Origin of the sequence: Rhizobium sp. BK591, from assembly GCF_014195045.1 — a bacterium.
GTDB classification, from domain to species: Bacteria; Pseudomonadota; Alphaproteobacteria; order Rhizobiales; family Rhizobiaceae; genus Rhizobium; species Rhizobium anhuiense.
This window is the reverse complement of the sequence record NZ_JACIAZ010000004.1, coordinates 237,423-258,639: the sequence shown is the minus strand read 5'-3', so window position 1 is coordinate 258,639 and position 21,217 is coordinate 237,423. Positions and strand designations below refer to the sequence as shown.

The 21,217-nt window shown below is 62.0% G+C and carries 23 protein-coding genes; 16 read left to right on the top strand and 7 right to left on the bottom strand.

Going from position 1 to position 21,217, the window contains the following annotated elements; translation table 11 throughout:
* Positions 1–104: 104 nt before the first annotated feature.
* Positions 105–1,091 (bottom strand): sugar ABC transporter substrate-binding protein, encoded by a 987-nt coding sequence (locus FHX10_RS19425; protein WP_028757440.1) that lies wholly within the window; start codon positions 1,089–1,091, stop codon positions 105–107.
* A gap of 334 nt (positions 1,092–1,425) precedes the next feature.
* Between FHX10_RS19425 and FHX10_RS19420 the strand changes: the two genes are divergently transcribed.
* Complete coding sequence (locus FHX10_RS19420; RefSeq protein ID WP_097543191.1) at positions 1,426–2,466, top strand: LacI family DNA-binding transcriptional regulator; 1,041 nt, start codon at positions 1,426–1,428, stop codon at positions 2,464–2,466.
* Between the two features lie 22 nt (positions 2,467–2,488).
* Here FHX10_RS19420 and FHX10_RS19415 read toward each other — a convergent pair whose 3' ends face one another.
* The 4 genes from FHX10_RS19415 to FHX10_RS19400 form a co-directional block, all read right to left on the bottom strand.
* The gene (locus FHX10_RS19415) at positions 2,489–2,992 is read right to left on the bottom strand and encodes a cupin domain-containing protein (protein ID WP_028757730.1); all 504 of its coding nucleotides are present in this window, start codon (positions 2,990–2,992) and stop codon (positions 2,489–2,491) included.
* A 117-nt stretch (positions 2,993–3,109) separates the two neighbouring features.
* The gene (locus FHX10_RS19410; RefSeq protein ID WP_028758388.1) at positions 3,110–3,478 is read right to left on the bottom strand and encodes a YraN family protein; all 369 of its coding nucleotides are present in this window, start codon (positions 3,476–3,478) and stop codon (positions 3,110–3,112) included.
* Positions 3,468–4,385: a 16S rRNA (cytidine(1402)-2'-O)-methyltransferase gene (rsmI, locus tag FHX10_RS19405; protein ID WP_184390065.1), complete on the bottom strand. Its 918-nt coding sequence runs from the start codon at positions 4,383–4,385 to the stop codon at positions 3,468–3,470. The genes FHX10_RS19410 and rsmI overlap by 11 nt, the downstream gene beginning before the upstream one ends.
* The gene (locus FHX10_RS19400; RefSeq protein WP_184390063.1) at positions 4,382–4,540 is read right to left on the bottom strand and encodes a hypothetical protein; all 159 of its coding nucleotides are present in this window, start codon (positions 4,538–4,540) and stop codon (positions 4,382–4,384) included. Before FHX10_RS19400 ends, rsmI begins: the two co-directional genes overlap by 4 nt.
* Before the next feature lie 93 nt (positions 4,541–4,633).
* On the opposite strand from FHX10_RS19400, the gene dnaN reads away from it, so the two are divergent.
* From dnaN to FHX10_RS19365, 7 genes are all read left to right on the top strand, one after another.
* On the top strand, positions 4,634–5,752 hold the full coding sequence (gene dnaN / locus FHX10_RS19395) for a DNA polymerase III subunit beta (protein WP_184390060.1): 1,119 nt from the start codon (positions 4,634–4,636) through the stop codon (positions 5,750–5,752).
* Positions 5,753–5,806: 54 nt separating this feature from the next.
* Positions 5,807–6,718: a DUF72 domain-containing protein gene (locus FHX10_RS19390; protein WP_184390057.1), complete on the top strand. Its 912-nt coding sequence runs from the start codon at positions 5,807–5,809 to the stop codon at positions 6,716–6,718.
* A 96-nt stretch (positions 6,719–6,814) separates the two neighbouring features.
* Positions 6,815–7,414, top strand: a complete 600-nt coding sequence (gene pmtA / locus FHX10_RS19385) for a phospholipid N-methyltransferase PmtA (RefSeq protein ID WP_028758385.1) — start codon at positions 6,815–6,817, stop codon at positions 7,412–7,414.
* A gap of 1 nt (position 7,415) precedes the next feature.
* Positions 7,416–7,997 (top strand): histidine phosphatase family protein, encoded by a 582-nt coding sequence (locus FHX10_RS19380; protein ID WP_184390055.1) that lies wholly within the window; start codon positions 7,416–7,418, stop codon positions 7,995–7,997.
* A gap of 6 nt (positions 7,998–8,003) precedes the next feature.
* Complete coding sequence (pyrF, locus tag FHX10_RS19375; RefSeq protein ID WP_028758383.1) at positions 8,004–8,711, top strand: orotidine-5'-phosphate decarboxylase; 708 nt, start codon at positions 8,004–8,006, stop codon at positions 8,709–8,711.
* 28 nt (positions 8,712–8,739) lie between these two features.
* The gene (locus tag FHX10_RS19370; protein WP_028758382.1) at positions 8,740–9,027 is read left to right on the top strand and encodes a DUF1330 domain-containing protein; all 288 of its coding nucleotides are present in this window, start codon (positions 8,740–8,742) and stop codon (positions 9,025–9,027) included.
* 113 nt (positions 9,028–9,140) lie between these two features.
* Positions 9,141–10,121 carry a complex I NDUFA9 subunit family protein gene (locus FHX10_RS19365; protein WP_028758381.1) on the top strand — a complete coding sequence of 327 codons (981 nt, stop codon included), beginning with the start codon at positions 9,141–9,143 and terminating at the stop codon, positions 10,119–10,121.
* Between the two features lie 675 nt (positions 10,122–10,796).
* Here FHX10_RS19365 and FHX10_RS19360 read toward each other — a convergent pair.
* A complete protein-coding gene (locus FHX10_RS19360; protein WP_028758379.1) occupies positions 10,797–11,594 on the bottom strand; it encodes an undecaprenyl-diphosphate phosphatase in 798 nt (265 codons plus the stop codon).
* A gap of 230 nt (positions 11,595–11,824) precedes the next feature.
* Here FHX10_RS19360 and FHX10_RS19355 point away from each other — a divergent pair, with 230 nt between their 5' ends.
* Genes FHX10_RS19355 through FHX10_RS19345 form a run of 3 tightly spaced genes read left to right on the top strand, consistent with a single transcriptional unit; the run spans position 11,825 to position 14,556 of the window.
* Positions 11,825–12,517, top strand: coding sequence for a glutathione S-transferase family protein (locus FHX10_RS19355; protein ID WP_028758378.1), 693 nt, complete (start codon positions 11,825–11,827; stop codon positions 12,515–12,517).
* A 12-nt stretch (positions 12,518–12,529) separates the two neighbouring features.
* Positions 12,530–13,687, top strand: coding sequence for a tRNA epoxyqueuosine(34) reductase QueG (gene queG / locus FHX10_RS19350; RefSeq protein WP_184390052.1), 1,158 nt, complete (start codon positions 12,530–12,532; stop codon positions 13,685–13,687).
* The gene (locus FHX10_RS19345; RefSeq protein WP_184390049.1) at positions 13,687–14,556 is read left to right on the top strand and encodes an SDR family oxidoreductase; all 870 of its coding nucleotides are present in this window, start codon (positions 13,687–13,689) and stop codon (positions 14,554–14,556) included. Before queG ends, FHX10_RS19345 begins: the two co-directional genes overlap by 1 nt.
* Before the next feature lie 536 nt (positions 14,557–15,092).
* On the opposite strand, the gene FHX10_RS35200 is transcribed toward FHX10_RS19345, so the two are convergent.
* On the bottom strand, positions 15,093–15,392 hold the full coding sequence (locus tag FHX10_RS35200; RefSeq protein WP_244604869.1) for a hypothetical protein: 300 nt from the start codon (positions 15,390–15,392) through the stop codon (positions 15,093–15,095).
* Between FHX10_RS35200 and FHX10_RS19335 the strand changes: the two genes are divergently transcribed.
* From FHX10_RS19335 to FHX10_RS19315, 5 genes are all read left to right on the top strand, one after another.
* Positions 15,292–15,597, top strand: coding sequence for a septal ring lytic transglycosylase RlpA family protein (locus tag FHX10_RS19335; RefSeq protein WP_244604868.1), 306 nt, complete (start codon positions 15,292–15,294; stop codon positions 15,595–15,597). The two genes, FHX10_RS35200 and FHX10_RS19335, sit on opposite strands and share 101 nt — an antisense overlap.
* A gap of 122 nt (positions 15,598–15,719) precedes the next feature.
* Entirely contained in the window at positions 15,720–17,009 is a 1,290-nt protein-coding gene (locus FHX10_RS19330) for an RsmB/NOP family class I SAM-dependent RNA methyltransferase (protein ID WP_184390047.1), read from the top strand.
* Between the two features lie 238 nt (positions 17,010–17,247).
* Positions 17,248–18,528 (top strand): imelysin family protein, encoded by a 1,281-nt coding sequence (locus FHX10_RS19325; RefSeq protein WP_184390044.1) that lies wholly within the window; start codon positions 17,248–17,250, stop codon positions 18,526–18,528.
* 46 nt (positions 18,529–18,574) lie between these two features.
* Positions 18,575–20,113: a di-heme oxidoredictase family protein gene (locus FHX10_RS19320; RefSeq protein ID WP_063474816.1), complete on the top strand. Its 1,539-nt coding sequence runs from the start codon at positions 18,575–18,577 to the stop codon at positions 20,111–20,113.
* Entirely contained in the window at positions 20,113–21,213 is a 1,101-nt protein-coding gene (locus tag FHX10_RS19315; RefSeq protein ID WP_063474817.1) for an imelysin family protein, read from the top strand. The genes FHX10_RS19320 and FHX10_RS19315 overlap by 1 nt, the downstream gene beginning before the upstream one ends.
* The last annotated feature ends 4 nt before the right edge of the window (positions 21,214–21,217 follow it).

Here is a 21,217-nt window from a genome sequence, read left to right as displayed (position 1 = left end):
GCTCGAAACGAGCCTCACCCGGAGCGATCAACGCGTCAATCGGTTGGTGGAAATGGCGTCGGCCGCAGCCGGCGCCACATTTGCTTTTGGGGCCGGCAATCCGACTATTTCAGATCGGCTGCAGTGACCAGCTTGACGTCGGTCTTGACCCAGCCGGTGAATTTTTCGCCGGCCAGTTCCCGCATGCCATAGTCGATGCCCATGACCGCCATCTGCGCACCATACTGCTCGACGGTGGCAAGCATCTTACCGTCCTTGATCAGCGGCTGAACCGGCGGGATGTTGTCGAAGCCGACAACCTTGATCTTGCCGGCCTGGCCGGCCGCATCGAGCGCCTTGACGACGCCGAGGGCCATGGAGTCGTTGGCGGCCATCACGCCCTGAATATCCTTATATTTCGTCAGGAAGTTCGTCATGACGGTATTGGCTTCCTCGGTCTCCCAATGAGCCGTCTTGCTGTCGAGAAGCTCAAGCTTGCCCGACTTGACGGAATCCATGAAGCCTTCCTTGCGCTCCTTGGCATTGTCGGCCTCGGGATTGCCCTCGAGGATGACGACCTTGGCGCCCGGCCCCAGATCCTTGGCCAGTGCATCGCCGGCAAGCTTTGCCCCTTCCTGATTGTCAGGGCCGAAGAAAGCGAGATCGATCCCCGCCTTCTTCTTGGCATCGGCATCGAGCGGCACGTCGATGTTGATGACCTTGACGCCGGCCTTCACAGCCTTTGCCAGCGGGGTCGCCATCGCCTTGGAATCGGCGGGCGCCACGACGATGATATCGTATTTCTGCGTGACGAAGTTTTCGACGGCATCGACCTGCGAGGCGAAATCGCGCTCGTCCTTCATGCCGACGGCCTTGAAGTCGAACTTGTCCTTGTTCTCGGCCGCATATTTGTCGGCGCCGGCCTTCATCTGCTTGAAGAACTCATTGGACAAGGACTTCATGATCAGGCCGACCTTCGGCTTGCCGGCGGCAAAGGCGGGCGACACGCCGCAGGACAGCGCCAGCGCCAGGGCGCCGGCAAGTCCGACCTTCAATGCCGTACGGCGCGGCGCACTGATCAAGACGGATTCACGCTTCATAGAATGGGACATTTTTCTCCTCCCGAACGGTTCTGGGCTCAGCTCCATCTGAGTTGCCCGCGGCAATGAACCGTTTCCAACGCCATCTGGGTAACACGCTCCAAAAAATTGTCAAGCTGCCGAATTCGGGCCGAATGACCTCAAGGATGACCCCGCCGAAAACATCTAAAAGCGTGAACGATGAACCGTTTCCATTGCGCGTGGCGGTGCTCATGCTATGGATGATGGGCCGTCCCAAATGAAATTCGGCCCTTTGACGAGAGCCGCAAAGACCATTAGCTGGAAGCCTCGATCAGACGCCCCGGGCGTGTTGTGAAGGCGAAGATGAAGGGCCACTGTTTCCGTTATGTCAAAGGTCGGAATTAGAGACGTTGCCAAGCTTGCGGGCGTTTCCACCGGGACCGTTTCCAGGGTTTTGAACGATCATCCCTCGGTGACGAAGGAATTGCGGGCGCGCGTTACCGGGATCATCAAAGAGCTCGGCTATATGCCGGACCCGTCGGCGCGAAGCATGCGCAGCAAGGTCAGCCGCCTCATCGGCATCATCATTCCGGATCTGACCAATCCGTTCTTCTCGGAACTTGTCCAGTCCGTGGAACAGGCAGCGGCCAATCACGGCTATAATATCATCGTCATGACGTCGCTCGATCATGCGGCCAAAGAGGCTGATCGCATCAAGCAGCTGACAAGCCGAAAGGTCGACGGGATCATTCTGGTTCCGAGCATCGATTTCCATACGATCAAGCTGCCGAAAGGATTGCCGATCGTCGTCATCGACCGTCTCATGCCAGGATATTCCGGTATTGCCGCCGATCACCGCAATGGCGTTCGCCTTGGCGTCGAGCACCTTCTGCAGCTCGGCCATCGCCGCATCGGCTTCATTTCCGGGCCCAGCCACTCCGTCCCCGCCAATGATCGCCTCAGAGGCTACCTCGATGCGATCGAGCGGACTGGCGAGCAGGCTGGCGAGCAGGCGGACGGCCGCGCGGCAATGGCGGGATCACCGCTGATTGCCGAGGCGGCTTTCGACTATGAGAGCGGCCGTTCGGCAGGAAATTATCTTCTGGCGCGGGCGCGCAACGAGCGGCCGACGGCGATCTTTGCAAGTTCCGACCAGCAGGCGATCGGCTGCATGCGGGCGGCGCATGATCTGGGAATCCCGATACCGGCAGCCCTTTCCGTCATGGGCTTCGACGGCATCCCGCTCGCCAGCATGACCACGCCGCGCCTGACGACCGTGAAGCAGCCGATTCAAGACATGGCTGCAGCGGCGGTCGCCGTTCTGTTGAACAAGCAGACTGCGCCTGATCTCGACAATCCGATCCTGTTTGCGTGCGAGATTCTCAAGGGGGAGACGACCGCCCCGCCCCAGCCCGATAAGCACTAACCTCGAAAATCGAAATCGATCTTCAGGCGGCGATGCCCTGGTTGCCGCCATTGCGCAGCATGTTGCGGAGGCGGTAGGCGATCGCCAAGGGCTTTGGGAAAGGCTTGCGCAGGAAGGCGACTTTGCGGACGTAGTTGTCGACCCGCCAGCTCGCCCAGGTTCCACCGGCGAAAAAGGCGACGTCGCCGGTGCTGAGGGTTCGTTCGGTGCCGTCCTCGGCGGTGATATGGACCTCGCCCTCGAGGATCATTACCGTCTCGTCCCAGCCGAAATACCAACGGAATTCGCCCGCCGTGCAATCCCAGATCGCCGTCAGCGACGCCTCGTCATGACCGCGGGAATGTTCGGCGGTGCGGGCCTGCGGGTTGCCGCTGACGATCCAGTCCGGGTTGATCGGCGTGGACTTCAGCGGCAGCAGGCCGCTCGCATGGGCAACGAAGGATTTCCCGGCCGGCTTCGCCACGGCATAAGGCACCGAGCGCGCGGCCATGGCGACCGCACTCGCAAGCATCAGCTTCCAGGCCATGAAACAATCCCCAATTGTTATCCCTACCGAGATTTGGGGTAGCAGAGAGTCGTAAGAAGCTGGTTCACGCGGGAACTAAAAGTTTAACGATCCGGAAATCCGATGGGTCGAAAGAGGTCAGAAGGCGTCAATGAAGTGCCGCGGCAGCCGGCCCGGCATGATCGCCACGATATCGTAGCGCAGGGAAAGGCGGGCCTGATCCGCCTGGCGGGCGAGCCAGAGATCGCTTGCCGCCCTTATCCGCTTCTGCGCGGCGATGGAGACGGCGTCGACCGCCGCAGCTTCGCCCCGCCGGGCCTTGACCTCGACGAAGACGGCGAGATCGCCCTTGCGGGCAATGATGTCGATCTCGCCGAGCCGGGTGCGGTGGCGCAGCGCCAGGATGCGGTAACCCTTCAGCATCAGGAAGACGGCCGCGACATATTCCGACATGCGGCCCCGGCGCAGCGCCTTCCTCCTGATGGCAGTGAGGTCGCTATCGGCCATCGGCGTTCTTGATCTCCAGCAGGCGCTGATAGAGCACCTTGCGCGGCAGGCCGGTGAGGCGGGCCGCCTCGGTCGCGGCGCCTGCCGTCGGCATTGATTTCGACAGGTCGGCGAGCACGGCGTCGACGTCGGCCTCATCCGTCTCGACCGGCTCCGGCGGACCGATGACGAGAACGATCTCGCCCTTGACGTTTTCCACCTGCTGATAATGGGCGGCAAGGTCGGCAAGCGTGCCGCGGCGGAACTCCTCATAGGTCTTGGTCAGTTCGCGGCAGACGGAGGCGGATCGCGTGGCTCCGAGCACGTCTGCAGCGGCGACAAGCGTAGCGCCGATGCGATGCGGCGATTCAAAGAAGATCAGCGTCGCGGGGGCTGTTGCAAGCTCACCCAGACGATCGCGGCGGGCCTTGTCCTTTGCCGGCAGGAAGCCGGCGAAAAGAAATGCATCGTTCGGCAGGCCGGAGCCGACAAGGGCTGCGAGCGGCGCGGAGGCGCCGGGAATGGGAATGACGCGGTAACCTGCCGCTATCGCCTGCTGCGCCAGTCGGTAACCGGGATCGGACACCAGCGGCGTGCCGGCATCGGACACCAGCGCCACCGACCGGCCGGCTTCGAGCGCCTGCAGCAGCCGCGGGCCGGCCTCGTCGGCATTGTGCTCATGATAGGCGAAAGGGCGGTTCTGGATGCCGTAGCGGTCGAGCAGCACGCGGGTGACGCGCGTATCCTCGCAGGCGAGCACATCGGCGCCGGCCAGCGTTTCCAGCGCACGCAGCGTGATGTCGCCGAGGTTGCCGATCGGGGTGGCGACGAGATAGAGCGCCGGCTCCAGCGGCCGCGCCGGCACCGTCGCATTGTGCAGGCGGAAGCTTCGCCGGGTGGCGGCATCCGCTGTGGTTTCCTCATTCATGCCATTTGCTTTCGTCCCGCCGTCATCGAACCCTTATGGGCGAGCGGCACCACTTCGGCAAGGGTTCGGATTTCTGTGAGCATTGCTCTGGAAAACCGCAAATGCAGGCGTCCGGCCGTGCATGCCTCTTGCAAAGCCATGCTGAAGTCTGCCATTTTGCCCGTCCACTCCCCCGGCCTCAAGTCGGGACAGCATTCTTCGGGTGCTCGATGCGCCCGGACAGTCACGGTCGAAAGCGGTAGCATCCCATGCGTATTACTATTGAGCGGTCAAACCTGTTGAAATCGCTGAACCACGTCCACCGGGTGGTCGAACGTCGCAACACGATCCCGATCCTGTCCAACGTATTGCTCAAGGCCGATGGCCAGAACCTCGACATGAAGGCGACCGACCTCGACCTCGAAATCACCGAGGCGACGCCGGCAAGCGTCGAGCAGCCCGGCGCCACCACCGTTCCGGCCCACCTGCTCTACGACATCGTCCGCAAGCTTCCCGACGGTTCGGAAGTGCTGCTTGCCACCAGCACCGATGGCGGCGCGATGACCGTGCAGTCCGGCCGCTCGAAATTCTCGCTGCAGTGCCTGCCGGAATCGGACTTCCCTGATCTCACCGCCGGCACCTTCACGCATAGCTTCAAGCTGAAGGCGGCCGACCTGAAGATGCTGATCGACCGCACCCAGTTCGCGATCTCGACGGAAGAGACGCGCTACTATCTCAACGGCATCTTCTTCCACACGATCGAGAGCAAGGGCGACCTGAAGCTCAGGGCAGTCGCCACCGACGGCCACCGACTGGCGCGCGCCGATGTCGATGCGCCCTCGGGCTCCGAAGGCATGCCCGGCATCATCATTCCGCGCAAGACGGTCGGCGAGTTGCAGAAGCTGGTCGATAATCCCGAGGCTGTCGTGACGGTCGAGGTCTCCGACGCCAAGATCCGGCTGACGATCGGCTCGATCGTCATGACCTCGAAACTGATCGACGGCACTTTCCCGGATTACCAGCGCGTCATCCCCACAGGCAACGACAAGGAAATGCGCGTCGACTGCACGAGCTTCGCCCAGGCCGTCGACCGCGTCTCCACCATCTCCTCCGAACGCGGCCGCGCCGTGAAGCTGGCGCTTTCCGAGGGCCAGCTGATGCTGACCGTCAACAATCCCGATTCCGGCAGTGCGACCGAGGAAGTCGCCGTCGGTTACGACACCGATGCGATGGAAATCGGTTTCAACGCCAAATACCTGCTCGACATCACCGCGCAGCTTTCCGGCGAAGAAGCGATCTTCCTGCTGGCCGATGCCGGCTCGCCGACGCTGATCCGCGACACGGCAGGCGACGATGCGCTCTACGTGCTGATGCCGATGCGCGTCTGACCGGAACGAAGGCCGCCCGCCTCCGTTTTTCCTCCTGTCAAAGCGGAGGATCCGATGACGAAAAAGACGGGAACGGTGCGTATCGGCATATCCGGCTGGACCTATGCGCCCTGGCGCGGCCAATTCTACCCGGAAGACCTGCCGCAGAAGCAGGAGCTTTCCTACGCCGCCCGGCATTTCCGTTCGATCGAGATCAACGGCACATTCTACAGCTTGCAGCGGCCTGAAAGCTTCGGCCGCTGGCGCGACGAAACGCCGGATGATTTCGTCTTTGCGGTCAAGGGACCGCGCTTCATCACCCATATGCTGCGGCTGCAGAATATCGAGACGGCGCTCGCCAATTTCCTCGCCTCGGGTCTGCTGCGGCTTGGCCCCAAGCTCGGGCCGATCCTCTGGCAATTCCCGCCGAACATGGCTTTCGATCCCGATCTTTTCGAAAATTTCCTGGCGTTGCTGCCGCATAACGGCGAAGCGGCGGCAAACCTGGCGCGGCGGCACGACGGACACGTCAAGGGGCGAGCCTGGCTTGAAATCGACGGACGACAGCCGATCCGCCATGCCCTGGAGATTCGCCACGAGAGCTTCCGATCCCCCGCCTTCATCGACATGCTGAGGCGCCAACAGATCGCCCTCGTCTGCGCCGATACGGTGAAATGGCCGCTGCTGATGGATATCACCGCCGATTTCATCTATTGCCGCCTGCATGGTTCCGAACAGCTCTATGTCAGCGGCTATGAGGACGAAGCCCTCGACATCTGGGCGCAACGCATCCGCGCCTGGGCAACCGGCGGAGAACCGGAGAATGCGACGCGGGTGCTGGCGCCGCTTGCGGCACGCAGCAAGGGCCGCGACGTCTATCTCTATTTCGACAATACCGATAAGAAGCTGCGCGCGCCGATCGACGCCGATCACTTAAGCCAGAGGCTCGCCGATCTCATGCCTCGCTCCCACCCAAAAGCGGCATGAGTTGTTGATGCCGATGTCCTTGTTGCGAAAATCCTTGTCCCTTCAGCGACAAGCGGCATATTAAGGGCATTCGATCAACATGCGGATGGGTGGAGAATGAGCTTACGGGTCAAGGTGAAGGAACGGCTGGGCAAGAAGTTCGATGACGAAATCCGCTTCTTCAGGGGCATGATGCAGGGGCCGAAAACGGTGGGCTCGATCGTGCCGACCTCCTCGATCACCGCCAAGCGCATGGCAAGCGTCGTCGACATCCATTCCGGGCTGCCGGTGCTCGAACTCGGACCGGGCACAGGCGCCATCACCAAGGCCATTCTCGGCCGCGGCGTCCGACCGGAAAATCTCGTCGCAATCGAATATTCGACGGATTTCCACAAACATCTGCTGCGGACCTATCCCGGCGTGCACTTCATCAATGGCGATGCCTTCGATCTTCAGGCCACGCTCGGCGACTATGGCGACCGGACCTTCGATTGCGTCATCTCCTGCATTCCGCTGCTGAACTTCCCGATGGCGATGCGGGTGTCGCTGCTCGAAAGCCTGCTCGACCGCCTACCGGCCGGACGGCCGGTGGTGCAGATCTCCTACGGCGCGATCTCGCCGATCGCCGCCAATCCCGACCGCTATCACATTCAACATTTCGACTTCGTCGTCCGCAACATTCCGCCGGCGCAGCTGTGGATCTACAAGCGAGGCTGAGATGTTCGGGATCTATGTCACCCATCCGCAGGTCAAGATCGACGCGAACGTGCCTGTGCCGAAATGGGGGCTTTCCGATGTCGGCGCCGAACGCACTCGTAAGGCTGCGTCGAGCGATTGGGCCAAGCGGCTGACCCGCATCATTTCCAGCAACGAGACGAAGGCGATCGAGACGGCTGAGATCCTGGCAGTCGCCTCCGGTCTAAGCATCGAGGTCGTGCCCGCCATGCACGAGAACGACCGCTCGGCCACCGGCTTCCTGCCGCCGCCGCAATTCGAAGAGGCGGCCGACTGGTTCTTCGCCCATCCGGAACAGAGCTTCAAGGGCTGGGAGCGCGCCGTCGATGCGCAGGCCCGCATCGTCGAGGCAGTCAACGCCGTTCTTGCCATGCATGATGCGGCTGCACCCATCGCCTTTGTCGGCCATGGCGGCGTCGGCACGCTGCTCAAATGCCATCTGGCCGGCCGACCGATTTCGCGCGACCGCGACCAGCCGGGCGGCGGCGGCAATCTCTATGCTTTCGGCCTTGCGGATCTCGGCCTAACATGCGACTGGACGCCCATCGAAGACTGGCGGGGGTGACTTCACATGGACGCACGCGAGCGATTGATCGTCGGCCTGGATGTTCCAACGATCGGCGAGGCGGAAAGACTGGTTTCGACGCTCGGCGACGACATTCTCTTCTACAAGATCGGCTATCAGCTGGTCTTTGCCGGCGGCCTGGAATTCGCCCGCGATCTTGCCGCAAGCGGCAAGAAGATCTTCCTCGACATGAAGCTGCTCGACATCGACAACACGGTTGCCTCCGGCGTCGAGAACATCGCCAAGATGGGCATGTCGATGCTGACGCTGCATGCCTATCCGAAAGCGATGAGGGCGGCGGTCGAGGCGGCCGCCGGCTCCGGTCTCTGCCTGCTTGGCGTCACCGTGCTGACCTCGATGGACGCCGACGACCTTGCCGAGGCCGGCTACAGCCAAGATCCGCACAGCCTCGTGCTGCGCCGCGCCGAACAGGCGCGCGCCGCCGGCATGGGCGGTATCGTCTGTTCGGCGGCGGAAGCGGCCGAGGTGCGCGAGATCGTCGGCCCCGACATGGCGATCGTCACCCCCGGCATTCGCCCAGCCGGCAGCGACAAGGGCGACCAGAAGCGGGTGATGACGCCTTTCGACGCACTGAAGGCGGGGGCGACGCATCTCGTCGTCAGCCGGCCGATCGTCAAGGCGCCCGATCCGAAAGAGGCCGCCCGCGCCATCCTCAGCGAGATGGTGAGTGCGCTCTGGCCCGCAAACCGCTAATCGTTTCAACGACAAAAGGGAGAAGACCATGGCCAAGGGATACTGGATCGCCCGCGTCGACGTTCGCGATGCCGAGCGCTACAAGGATTATGTGGCGGCCGCCAAGCCGGCCTTCGAAAAATATGGGGCGAATTTCCTGGCACGCGGCGGCGCCTTCACCGAACTCGAGGGAAAGGCGCGCGTGCGCAACGTGGTGATCGAATTTCCCTCGCTGCAGCATGCGGTCGACTGCTATAATTCGCCGGAATACCAGATCGCCGCGAAAATCCGCCAGGAAGTGGCCGATGCGGAAATGGTCGTCGTCGAAGGCGTCTAGAGCAGCCTCGCATCCCGCAAAACTGACGGTACGATGGGCCTTCCCGTCGCGCCGGGATTGGGCTAAGACGAGAGCCAATTAAGCATCCCGCCAAGCCTTTCGAGGAGCCTGCCATGACCCTTGCCAACCTGCCGCCGCTCGTCACCGTGTTCGGAGGGTCCGGCTTTGTGGGCAGGCACGTGGTCCGGGCGCTGGCCAAGCGCGGCTACAACATCCGCGTCGCCGTGCGCCGTCCCGATCTCGCCGGCTTCCTGCAGCCGCTCGGCAATGTCGGCCAGATCTCCTTCGTGCAGGCGAACCTGCGCTATCGCAACTCGATCGACCGCGCCGTCGACGGTGCGAGCCATGTCGTCAACTGCGTCGGCATTCTGCACGAGGCCGGCCGCAACACTTTCGACGCCGTGCAGGAATTCGGCGGCCGTGCGGTCGCCGAAGCTGCGCGCGGGGCAGGCGCGACGCTGACCCATATTTCGGCGATCGGCGCCGACGCGAAATCCGATTCGGACTATGGCCGCACCAAGGGTCGCGCCGAAACGGCCATCCTCTCGGTCAAGCCCGATGCAGTGATCTTCCGTCCGTCGATCGTCTTCGGACCGGAGGACAGCTTCTTCAACAAATTCGCCGAGATGGCGCGCATGTCGCCGATCCTGCCGCTGGTCGGCGGCGGCAAGACGAAATTCCAGCCTGTCTATGTCGAGGATGTCGCCGAGGCCGTCGCCCGCGCCGTCGACGGCAAGGTCGCCGGCGGCAAGATCTATGAGCTTGGCGGGCCCGAGGTGCTGAGCTTCCGCGAATGTCTCGAGACGATGCTGAAGGTGACGTGCCGCAAGAACCCACTGGTATCCCTGCCTTTCGGCATCGCTTCAATGATCGGCAGCATCGCCTCGCTGGTCCCCTTTGTGACGCCACCGATCACGCCGGATCAGGTGCGCATGCTGAAGCGCGACAATGTCGTCTCCGGGGAAGCCGAGGCGCAAGGCCGCACTCTGAAGGGCCTCGGTATTACGCCCACCATGGTGGCATCGGTGCTCGGCTCCTACCTCGTCCACTATCGCCCGCACGGCCAGTACACCGGCACCGGCAAGGCCGCCTGACCAATTTTACAGCCTTCTGACAACGCCGTTCGCAGACAATGCGGACGGCGTTTTGCCGTCGTGGCTTCACGCAAAGCTGGCGCAAGTTTGAAATGATTGTTTGCCGGTCATATTACGCGGCGTTGCATAAAAGACGCATCGGAAATTTTGTGGAATTAACGCCAAATTTAGCAGGAACGTTTATTGCTATTTGTCATTCCACTGACTACCAAACCCGCGCGTCTTCGGACGGTTTCAACGCCTGCGATAGCGTGCGGCAATCACTGTGAAAGGCATTTCTCGATGGGCAAGTCAATCGCGCTCCTTTTTGCGTGTGCGGCGCTAATTATCCTGGCAGGCTCCTTCGTTGCGCCCGGTTCGGTCGCGGCGGTAAAGGGTGACTGCTCGCCGGCCTATGGCGTCGATCCTTGCTCGACGGCTTCGATCAGCCATTGACGAAAAGGCCGGCCCTCTGCGCCGGCATCTCATAAAGACAAGCCGTCGGGAACGCCGAACAAGGGCGCTCCACAATGAACGCTCGGTATTGCCTGCTTCAAAAGCAGCGGCAGACGCCTATTCTCAATATAGCTATCTGAAAAATCGACGCTTGGCGGGGCGCGGGTATTCGTTCGCCACCTTCCGACAGGCACTGCATTCGCGCCGGGACTTGCGCGAATGCAGACTCGTAAGGAAGCCTCAACCGATCAAGCCGGTCGCAGCCATGCCGAGCAGCAAGACACCGAGAATGATGCGGTAGACGGCAAACAGCGTGAACCGGTTGCTTCTGATATAGGCAAGCAGCCATTTGACCGCGACGAAGGCGACGATGGTGGAAACGACGAAGGCGATGCCGAGCGCCGTCCAGTCTTCGCCAGCCGCGCCGCCATCCTTGAACGTCTTCAGCAATTCATAGCCGCTTGCGGCATACATTGTGGGGATGCCGACGAGAAAGGCGAATTCGGTTGCCGCAGCACGATTGCCCGTGCCGGCCAGCATGGCGACGAAGATGGTGGCGCCGGAGCGCGACGTTCCCGGGAAGACGCCCGCAACGATCTGGGCGATGCCGACCAGGATGGCGACAAGCCAGGTGATCTCCTTGTGCGGTGGCCTGCGTGCGGCCGCCCATTCGGCAAAGATCATCCAGATGCCGCCGATGATCAGCGCCCAGGCGATCGGCGTTGCAGTCTCGGGAAGTTCGAAGCCGAGCTTCTTGACCACAAGGCCCAGAATTGCGGTGATGAGAAATGCGACGATCAGCTTGGCGGCATAATCGCGATTCTGCGGCTCGCGCCAGCCGAGCACCAGATCCAGCAGACGACGCCAATAGATGATGGTGACGGCGAGGATGGCGCCCGCCTGAATGACGATATTGAACATGTCCGACCGGTGTCCGAGCCATTGCTCGGCGATGATCAGGTGGCCGGTGCTCGAGATCGGCAGAAATTCGGTGATCCCCTCTATGATACCGAGAATTGCAGCATTTATATAATCCATACATCGTCTCCGGTTTAAAGTTCGGCCGGGCCTGAGCGCTTGGGTCGATCAGGCTGCCGCTTCCATTCGTTCGTTAGACCGTGTTTCGCCATCGTCAGATGGGGTAAAATCCGATTCGCTTGTATTGGCGGGGCCAAGCTCCTATAGCTTCAACCAATGAGTCATGACTAGGGCGCTATAATTGAGCTGCCACACAGTCCTGTAACAGCAATCACAAAGCCCGAGTATCGATGCCCACGCTTTATCATCATCCCATGTCATCCGCATCTCGCTTCGTCCGGCTGATCCTGGCGGAATACGGCTATCAGGCGGATCTGATCGAGGAGCAGACATGGGAGAAGCGCCGGGATTTCCTGGCGCTCAATCCGGCCGGCACGCTGCCGGTCTATGTCGACGACAGCATGCGCGCGCTCTGCGGCGCGAGCGTTATTTCCGAATATCTGGACGAGACCCACGGCGTGTTGAAACGCGACCGGCGGCTGCTCGCCGAAGACCCCTTTCAGCGGGCGGAGATCCGCCGGCTGACCGAGTGGTTCATGCAGAAGATGGAAAACGACGTGACCAAGCCGCTCGCCCGCGAGCGTGTCTACAAGTTGCAGATGACCGCCGATCAAGGCGGCGGAGCCCCGGATTCGAAGATTCTGCGCACGGCCCGCGCGAATATCCGCCAGCATATGCGTTATCTCACCTGGCTTGCCGGTTCGCGTCAGTGGCTGGCGGGCGAGCGGATGAGTTATGCCGATCTTGCCGCTGCGGCCTCGATCTCGATCCTCGACTATCTCGGCGAAATCGAGTGGGCGGACGCGCCCGTCGTCAAGGACTGGTACCAGCGGCTGAAGTCGCGTCCCTCTTTCCGGCCGATGCTGACCGAGCGCGTGCGCGGCCTGACACCGGTTTCACACTATGCCGATCTGGATTTCTGACGAGGGCTCTTCATGCCCGAACCGAAGAATGACGACAAAGAGCGCCGCCGCCGCGACAATTTGACCGAGTTCGTTCGGGCGGAATCTGCCGCCAAGGGCTTCGATCTCTGCCGCATCACGCGCCCGGACGCGATCCCCGAAGCCAAGGAACGGCTCGGCCAGTTCATCGATGCCGGGCGCCACGGGACGATGGAGTGGATGGCGGAGACGCGCGACCGGCGCGGCGATCCGCGGACACTGTGGAGCGAGGTGCGCTCCGTCGTCGTCTTCGGCCTGAATTACGCTCCGGAGGAGGATCCGCGCGGTATCCTCGACAAGCCGGATAAGGCCGCGATCTCGGTCTATGCCCGCAACCGCGATTATCACGACGTCATCAAGGGCCGGCTGAAGGAGATCGCCACGCGCTTTGCGGCGCGGGCCGGCGCCGATGTGAAAGTCTTCGTCGATACGGCGCCTGTCATGGAGAAACCGCTGGCGGCGGCCGCCGGGCTCGGCTGGCAGGGCAAACATACCAATCTCGTCAGCCGCACGCACGGTTCCTGGCTGTTCCTCGGCACGATGTTCACCACTGCCGATCTTGCCGTCGACGCGGCGGAGAACGATCATTGCGGCTCCTGCCGCGCCTGCCTCGACATCTGTCCGACGGCTGCCTTCCCGGCGCCTTACCAGATCGACGCGCGGCGCTGCATCTCCTATCTCACCATCGAGCACAAGGGACCGATCGACGCCGATCTGCGCGTGCTGATCGGCAATCGCATCTATGGCTGCGACGACTGTCTTGCCGCCTGTCCCTGGAACAAGTTCGCAAGCTCCGCCTCCGAGATGAAGCTGCAGGCGCGGGAAGAGTTGAAGGAACCGTCGATCGCCTTTCTGCTGACGCTTGACGATGCCGTCTTCCGCACCTTCTTCAGCGGCTCGCCGGTGAAGCGGATCGGCCGCGACCGCTTCGTCCGCAACGTGCTGATCGCCGCCGGCAATTCCGGCGATACGGCGCTAATCGGGCAATGTCGCATGCTCGCGAGCGATCCCTCGCCTGTCGTGCGCGGCATGGCGGTCTGGGCGCTTTCACGGCTGATGGAGGCTGGCGAATTCTCAGCCTTTGCCGCACAAAGGGCTCACGAGAGCGATGACGACGTCTTGAACGAATGGCGATTGGCGGGAGTGGGCTGATGCATGTGATGATTTTTGGCTGCGGTTATTCCGGCACGGCGATCGCCAAGGCCTTATCAGGCGACGGCGTGCGTATTTCCGGCACGACGCGTTCGCCAGACAAGATGGACGTGCTCCGCCAGAACGGCATCGCCGCATTCCTTTTCGACGGCGAGACCATGGAAAAAGGGCTGCGCCGGGCTTTGGCCGATGTCACGCACCTCGTGCAGTCGATCTCGCCCGGGCAGGCCGACCCGCTGCTGCGGCTGCTTGGCAAAGATGGCGCCAGCCTGCTGCCTCGTCTCAAATGGATCGGTTATCTCTCCACCGTCGGCGTCTATGGCGATCATAAGGGCGCCTGGGTGAACGAGGAAACGCCCTGCCTGCCCGTTTCCGGGCGCTCGAAGGAGCGGCTCGAGGCGGAAGAGGGCTGGCTGGCGATGGGCCGGGAGCGCGGTGTGCCGGCGGCCGTGCTGCGCCTTTCCGGTATTTACGGGCCGGGCCGCAACGCCTTCTGCAATCTGGAAAAGGGCACGGCGCGCCGGCTGATCAAGAAGGACCAGGTGTTCAACCGCATCCGCGTCGAAGATATTGGCGCGGCGACCCGCTTCCTGTCGGAGCGCGGGCTCGGCGGTATCTATAATGTCACCGACGACCGCCCCGCCCCGCCGCAAGACGTGATCGTCGAGGCAGCCCGCCTGATGGGTGTCGAACCGCCACCGGAGCAGGCTTTTGAGACCGCCGAACTATCACCGATGGCGCGCTCCTTCTACGGCGAGAACAAACGCATCTCGAATGCGAAACTCAAGGCCACCGGCTTCCAATTCTCCTTCCCGAACTATCCCATGTCGCTTGCGCAATTGTGGCAGGACGGACGCTGGCGCGGCTAGAGCCTTTCCGGGTTAGATTGCAGCATTCTGTTGGCTCAAACGGAGTCGGATGGTCGACCGGCCGGCGCGCGTCGTAGCCCAGCTCTACGGCCAAGCCGGCCGGTCGATCAGCCGGCCCGTTTCAGCCAACCCGAAGGGCCGGGCATCTTTGCGCCAGGACAAAGGCGATCGGCTCGACCGTACCAAGAGGTATGCCCTTCGCCAATCGCCTCTGTCCTGACGAAAACCTGCTCCGGCAGAATGCTGCAATCTAACCCGGAAAGGCTCTAGATCAGGCTGCTGTTTGCAAACGGGGATTACTCACCCAAAATGAGTAGGAAATTCCTACTTTCGCGCTTTGGTGGGACAATTTTCGCCGCATACTATGGTTAACGGCCTTTGAATTTGCCCAAATGTGGCAACAAATATGGCGAAATCGGAAAAATATTTTTGCGATTTTCGTGAACGCCAGGGCGTTAACTACTTCTTCGGAAAATTCGTTCGTATTTTAACTGATTTCATTATGTTTTTTCCACATTGACGATTGCCGTCGATTTCTAAAATTTCGCCGACACACTCACGAATGTTACAGATTGTAATATTCCGTGAACGATGGCGGCACTTTTTCGCCACTTTTTAACAGATTTAAGCCCCGCCGCCTGCAAGGGCGTGAGTTCAATAGTTGAGGGATACTCTGTTTTGAAGAAAATACGTCGTTCTATTATCGCCGCGGCAACTATTGCAGCCTGTTCTTCCATGCTTCCGGCGGAAGGTTTTGCTGGCAATGGTTGCGGCGGTGCTTCATGGTACGCACTTCGCTCCAAAACTGCTTCCGGGGAACGTATGAACCCTGCCATCTTGACTGCCGCACATCGTTCGCTTGCCTTCGGCACCAAGGTGAAAGTCACCAACCGCAACAATGGCCGCACCGTCGTCGTTCGCATCAACGATCGCGGTCCGTTCATCCGCGGCCGCGTGCTCGATCTGTCGCGCGCCGCCGCCCAGAATATCGGTATGGTGAGCTCCGGCACTGCGAAAGTCTGCTACCAGGTCATCAGCTGAGCCCAACCCTTGCTCTTGCCGTCAATCGCGGCTACCACGCGGTTGAGACTTGTGAACAATCCGCCCGCGACTGTCGCGCCTGTTGCGGATCATCGCACGCCACGGCAACAGGAGACATGTGAATGCGTTTGGGCGGCCGCCTCGAAGGGGCGATTTCTGTGCTCGCGGACATCGATGCCCGCAAGCGCCCTGTCGCCGACGCGCTGAAGGACTGGGGCCTTGCGCACCGCTTCGCCGGCTCCGGCGATCGTGCTGCGATCGGCAACATCGTCTATGACGCCCTGCGCATGCGGCTTTCCCATGCCTGGCTGATGGACGACGACAGTGCTCAGGCCATTGCCCACGCCGTCATGTTCCGCCAATGGGGTTTTACTCCAGACAGTCTTGCCACCGAACTGGCGGGTGACAAATTTGCGCCGGCGCCGCTTTCGGCCGAAGCCGTCTCCGCCTTTGAAAGCCGCTCGCTTGACGATGCGCCGCCGCATATCCGCGGTGATATTCCCGAATGGGTCCAATCCTCCTTCGAACAGGCCTTCGGCGCCGACTGGCTCGCCGAGGCACAGGCGCTTGCCGCCCGCCCGACGCTCGATCTGCGCGCCAACAGCCTCAAGGCGTCCCGCGACAAGGTCGTCAAGGCGCTCGACAGGGTCGGCGCGCATGCAGCCAGGATCGCCCGCTACGGCATCCGGATTGCCGCCGGCGAAGGCGCCTCGCGTCTTCCCAACGTCACAGCCGAGCTTTCGTTCCAGAAAGGCTGGTTCGAAGTTCAGGACGAGGGATCGCAGATCGTCGCCGATCTGGTGCTGGCGAGCGACGGCGAGCAGGTTCTCGACTATTGCGCCGGCGGCGGTGGCAAGACGCTCGCCATGGCGGCGGCCATGCAGAACAAGGGGCAGGTTCACGCCTACGACGCCGACCGCAAACGGCTGGCGCCGATCATCGAACGGCTGAAGCGGGCGGGCACGCGCAATGTCCAGGTGCATGACGAAGCCAGGGCGCTTTCCGGCCTTGCCGGGCGCTGCGACAAGGTGCTGGTCGATGCGCCTTGCACCGGCACCGGCACGTGGCGCCGCCGTCCCGATACGAAATGGCGGCTGACGGCAAAGAACCTCGACGAACGCACCGCCCAGCAGCAGGATGCGCTGACGCAGGCGAGCGGCTTCGTCAAATCAGGCGGCGAACTGATCTACGTCACCTGCTCGGTTCTGCCCCAGGAGAACGAGGAACAGGTGCGCCGCTTCACCGCCGACAATCCCGATTTTCAGATCGTCAGCGCCCTGCCCGCCTGGGATAAGCTCTTTGGAAAGGATGCCCCGCGTCCGCATTCTTCCGACGGCCTGACGGTGACGCTGACGCCGGCCTCCACCGATACGGACGGCTTCTTCTTCTGCCGCATGCAGCGCAAGGGCTGAGACGGTCAGCCAGGGCCAATAGCGGATCGTGACGCCCGCGGCGGAATGACGCTGCGCAGGACGGCGAGACGGTGCAGATGCTGCCGACTTTTCAAACAGATGCCGTTCAAAAGGCGCGGCTTTGCCAACACCCGTCCATCCTTAAAACCATTCCAAACTAGAGCGTTTGACACCAGTTTACTTTTGCGCGAAGAGACGGAGCCCGATTAGACGGAAGATCCCGTCACAGGAGAGGATCATGAAGCTCAACCGCAAATTCCGCGCAGCCGTGCTGGCGATTGCCCCCGCCGCCGCCCTGCTCGCCCTTCCCGCGCATGCCGAGACCGATGCTGCCGCCGTGGTGAAACACTATGCCGACGTGGCGCATGCGAAATACGAGGATTCGCTGACGACGGCAAAGGCGCTCGACGCCGCCATCGACGCCTTCCTGAAGGCGCCTGATGACGCGACGCTGAAAGCCGCCAGGGACGCCTGGATCAAGGCGCGCGTTCCCTACCAGCAGACGGAAGTCTATCGCTTCGGCAATCCGATCGTCGACGACTGGGAAGGCAAGGTCAACGCATGGCCCCTCGATGAAGGCCTGATCGACTATGTCGATGCCTCCTACGGCAGCGAGAGCGACGAAAATTCTCTCTATGTGGCCAATGTCATCGCCAACAAGACGATCAAGATCGACGGCAAGGATGTCGACGCTTCCAAGCTGACGCCGGAATTCCTCTCCGGCACGCTGGCCGAGGCCGGCGGCATCGAAGCCAATGTCGCGACCGGCTATCACGCCATCGAATTCCTGCTCTGGGGCCAGGATCTGAACGGCACGGGCCCCGGCGCCGGCGACCGCCCGGCAACGGATTACGACCTCAAGAACTGCACGCACGGCAATTGCGACCGCCGCGCCGAATATCTGAAGTCCGCCTCCACCCTGCTCGTCTCCGATCTCCAGGAAATGACCGACAACTGGACGCCGGATGGCGCTGCGACGAAGAACGTCGAAGCCGATCCGAAGGCCGGCCTGGTGGCGATCCTGACGGGCATGGGTTCACTGTCCTACGGCGAGCTTGCCGGCGAGCGCATGAAGCTCGGCCTGCTGCTGCACGATCCGGAAGAAGAACATGACTGCTTCTCCGACAATACCTACAACTCGCATCTCAATGACGCGATCGGCATCGCCGCCGCCTATACCGGCAACTATACCCGCGTCGACGGCACCAAGCTCAGCGGCCCGTCGCTGCACGATCTGGTGGCCGCCAAGGACAAGGCGCTCGATGCCGAAGTGGAAGGCAAGCTCAACAAGACGCTCGACGCGATGAACGCCATGGCTAAGCGCGGCGAGACGGTCGAGAAGTACGACCAGATGATCGGTGAAGGCAACAAGGAAGGCAACGCCGTCGTCCAGGCTGCCATCGACGGGCTGATCGACCAGACGAAATCGGTGCAGCGCGTTATTGCCGCACTCGATCTCGGTACGGTTCAGCTTGAAGGTTCCGACAGCTTGGATAATCCTAACGCCGTCTTCAAATAAGCAAAAAGGCGGGCCGCTTCGAAGCCGGAGCGGCCCGGACCCTGAAATGTCGCATGCCCCGGCCCGCCGATTGATCGCCAGCGCAGCCCTCTGCGCCACGCTTGCCGGTTTTTCCGCAGCCATCGCCGCCGGTTTCGATCTGCCGGCGAAACGCACCGATCTTTCCGAAACCGATCTGAAACGTGTCGCCGACGTGACCCGACCGACGGCGGATTTTTCCAAGGCAGAACAATACGAAGCGATGCAGGCGGGTGCGACCACCTCGATCGACCCTGTCACCGAGGATAGCTTCTCGCATATTTCGGCCAACATCCCCTTCGAGGAAGAGCAGAATTTCAAGCTCGGCAACGCGCTCTTCCGCAAGCTCTGGGTTTCCGCTCCCTCCTCGACGCAAGCCTCCGATGGTCTCGGGCCGCTGTTCAATGCCCGCTCCTGCATGAGCTGCCATGTCAATGATGGCCGCGGCAAACCGCCGGAAGGAGGCCCGAGCGCCACTTCGATGCTGCTGCGGCTTTCCCGCGCGGCCAGGACGCCGGCGGAAGAAAAGGCGATTGTGCAATCTGATGTCGTCAATTTCCCCGATCCGGTTTACGGCCACCAGCTGCAGGACCTCGCTGTTCCCGGCCTTGCCGCCGAAGGAAGGATGGCGATCAGCTACCAGGAAGAACCAGTGACGCTGAGCGACGGCGAGATCGTGTCGCTGCGCCGGCCGAGCTATGCGGCCGTCAATCCCGCCTACGGGCCGCTTGATCCGGCGACGACGATTTCGCCGCGTGTCGCCTCGGCGATGATCGGCCTCGGGCTGATCGAGGCCATTCCCGAGGCTGACATCCTGACCCATGCCGATCCCGACGATGCCGACGGCGACGGCATTTCGGGAAAGGCGGCGATCGTGCGCGATCATCGCAGCGGCAAGATTGCCCTCGGCCGGTTCGGCTGGAAGGCGCAGAACGCCACGGTGCGCGACCAGAGTGCCGATGCCTTCGCCAACGATATCGGCATCTCGACACCCGATCAGCCGAATGCGCAGGGCGACTGCACCAAGGCGGAAGAAAAGTGCCTTGCTATGCCGACCGGTGTGCAGAAACGTCTGGGCAAAGAAGAGGCGCCGGGTTCCATTCTCGACCTCGTGACCTTCTATTCCGAAAATCTCGCCGTCCCGGCGCGCCGCAAGGCGAGCTTTCCCGAGACGCTGCATGGCAAGCGGATCTTCTACGAAAGCGGCTGCATTTCCTGCCATGTGCCGAAGTTCGTCACCCGCCGCGATACGCCCGAAAAGGCCCAATCCTTCCAGCTGATCTGGCCCTATTCCGACTTCCTTCTGCACGATATGGGCGACGGCCTTGCCGACGGACAGCAGGTCGGTCTTGCAAGCGGACGTGAATGGCGCACGCCGCCGCTATGGGGTATAGGACTGACCCGGACTGTCAGCGGACACAGCTTTTTCCTGCATGACGGCCGTGCGCGGAGCCTCACCGAAGCGATCCTCTGGCATGGCGGCGAAGCTGAAAAGGCCCGCAACGCTTTCTCCTCCCTGTCTAAAGACGACAGGGTGGCCCTGATTACATTCCTGGAGTCACTTTGATGCGCCTTTGGCACCCCCTGCTCTGCCTCACTCTGATCGGCCTCGCCACATCGGCGGCCGCCCAGACCGCGGCTCCCCCGGCGGGGCTGAACGAGGATGCCGTTCCCGCCGTCATGCAGCGCGCCGTCGACGAGGTGATCCGCCCGGGCTATCGCAACATGCAGCAATCTGCCGCCCGGCTGACGACGGCGATGAAGGATCTTTGCGCCGACGGCACGCAACAGACGCTCGACAAGGCGAAATCCGCCTTCGACGATACGATCCGCTACTGGTCGATCGTCGAGATCGTCCAGACCGGACCCGTCATCCAGGACAATCTCTTCGAGCACATCCTGTTTTATCCCGACCGCAAGGGTGTCGGCCTCAAGCAGGTGCAGGCGCTGATCGCCAAGGCCGATCCGAAGGATGCGACAGTCGATGCGATCGCCGGCAAGAGCGTCGCTTTGCAGGGCCTGACGGCGCTGGAATATGTGCTCTACGGCAACGGCTCCAACGATCTCGTCGGCCAGAAAAATGGATTCCGCTGCCTTTACGGCCAGGCGGTTGCCGGCAATATCCAGCGTGAGGCCGGCGAAGTCGTCGCCGCCTGGGAAAAGCCCGACGGCGTGCAGGCGAGCTGGAAACATCCCGGACCGCAGAGCGACGATTTCATGGACAACAAGGAAGCGGTGACGGCGCTGCTCGGCATTCTCGTCCATGGTGCGGAGAATGTCCGCGACCAGCGGCTGGAGCAGTTCTACAAGGGCAAGGACAGCGCGCCGCGGCCGCGCATGGCGATCTACTGGCGCTCCAAAAATACCTGGAAATCCATGGCCGCCAATCTGGAGGGCCTGCGCACGCTCTGGCAGAAGGCCGGCATGGCCGAGCTTCTGCCGCCGGACAAGCAGCCGATCGCCGCCGCAATCGACGAAGACTTCAAATCGCTGCTCGACAGCGTGCCGAAGCTCAATCCCGACATCGACGTGGCGACAAGCGATGCGGAGAAGGCCAAGCTCGATACGCTGCTTGCCGAGAGCCGTGACCTGATCACCCGGATCAGCGACGAATATGGCGCAGCGATCGGTCTTTCGGCTGGCTTTTCCTTCTCGGACGGAGATTGAGACA

Coding starts and splice junctions, on each gene's coding strand:
- FHX10_RS35200 (WP_244604869.1), bottom strand. CDS start 15,392: ATGGCAGGGTTCATACGTTCCCCGGAAGCAGTTTTGGAGCGAAGTGCG.
- FHX10_RS19360 (WP_028758379.1), bottom strand. CDS start 11,594: ATGGATTATATAAATGCTGCAATTCTCGGTATCATAGAGGGGATCACC.
- FHX10_RS19400 (WP_184390063.1), bottom strand. CDS start 4,540: ATGGCAGACTTCAGCATGGCTTTGCAAGAGGCATGCACGGCCGGACGC.
- FHX10_RS19330 (WP_184390047.1), top strand. CDS start 15,720: ATGCGTTTGGGCGGCCGCCTCGAAGGGGCGATTTCTGTGCTCGCGGAC.
- FHX10_RS19345 (WP_184390049.1), top strand. CDS start 13,687: ATGCATGTGATGATTTTTGGCTGCGGTTATTCCGGCACGGCGATCGCC.
- FHX10_RS19335 (WP_244604868.1), top strand. CDS start 15,292: ATGCTTCCGGCGGAAGGTTTTGCTGGCAATGGTTGCGGCGGTGCTTCA.
- pyrF (WP_028758383.1), top strand. CDS start 8,004: ATGGACGCACGCGAGCGATTGATCGTCGGCCTGGATGTTCCAACGATC.
- FHX10_RS19410 (WP_028758388.1), bottom strand. CDS start 3,478: ATGGCCGATAGCGACCTCACTGCCATCAGGAGGAAGGCGCTGCGCCGG.
- queG (WP_184390052.1), top strand. CDS start 12,530: ATGCCCGAACCGAAGAATGACGACAAAGAGCGCCGCCGCCGCGACAAT.
- rsmI (WP_184390065.1), bottom strand. CDS start 4,385: ATGAATGAGGAAACCACAGCGGATGCCGCCACCCGGCGAAGCTTCCGC.
- FHX10_RS19415 (WP_028757730.1), bottom strand. CDS start 2,992: ATGGCCTGGAAGCTGATGCTTGCGAGTGCGGTCGCCATGGCCGCGCGC.
- FHX10_RS19390 (WP_184390057.1), top strand. CDS start 5,807: ATGACGAAAAAGACGGGAACGGTGCGTATCGGCATATCCGGCTGGACC.
- dnaN (WP_184390060.1), top strand. CDS start 4,634: ATGCGTATTACTATTGAGCGGTCAAACCTGTTGAAATCGCTGAACCAC.
- FHX10_RS19370 (WP_028758382.1), top strand. CDS start 8,740: ATGGCCAAGGGATACTGGATCGCCCGCGTCGACGTTCGCGATGCCGAG.
- FHX10_RS19380 (WP_184390055.1), top strand. CDS start 7,416: ATGTTCGGGATCTATGTCACCCATCCGCAGGTCAAGATCGACGCGAAC.
- pmtA (WP_028758385.1), top strand. CDS start 6,815: ATGAGCTTACGGGTCAAGGTGAAGGAACGGCTGGGCAAGAAGTTCGAT.
- FHX10_RS19425 (WP_028757440.1), bottom strand. CDS start 1,091: ATGTCCCATTCTATGAAGCGTGAATCCGTCTTGATCAGTGCGCCGCGC.
- FHX10_RS19325 (WP_184390044.1), top strand. CDS start 17,248: ATGAAGCTCAACCGCAAATTCCGCGCAGCCGTGCTGGCGATTGCCCCC.
- FHX10_RS19355 (WP_028758378.1), top strand. CDS start 11,825: ATGCCCACGCTTTATCATCATCCCATGTCATCCGCATCTCGCTTCGTC.
- FHX10_RS19315 (WP_063474817.1), top strand. CDS start 20,113: ATGCGCCTTTGGCACCCCCTGCTCTGCCTCACTCTGATCGGCCTCGCC.
- FHX10_RS19365 (WP_028758381.1), top strand. CDS start 9,141: ATGACCCTTGCCAACCTGCCGCCGCTCGTCACCGTGTTCGGAGGGTCC.
- FHX10_RS19420 (WP_097543191.1), top strand. CDS start 1,426: ATGTCAAAGGTCGGAATTAGAGACGTTGCCAAGCTTGCGGGCGTTTCC.
- FHX10_RS19320 (WP_063474816.1), top strand. CDS start 18,575: ATGTCGCATGCCCCGGCCCGCCGATTGATCGCCAGCGCAGCCCTCTGC.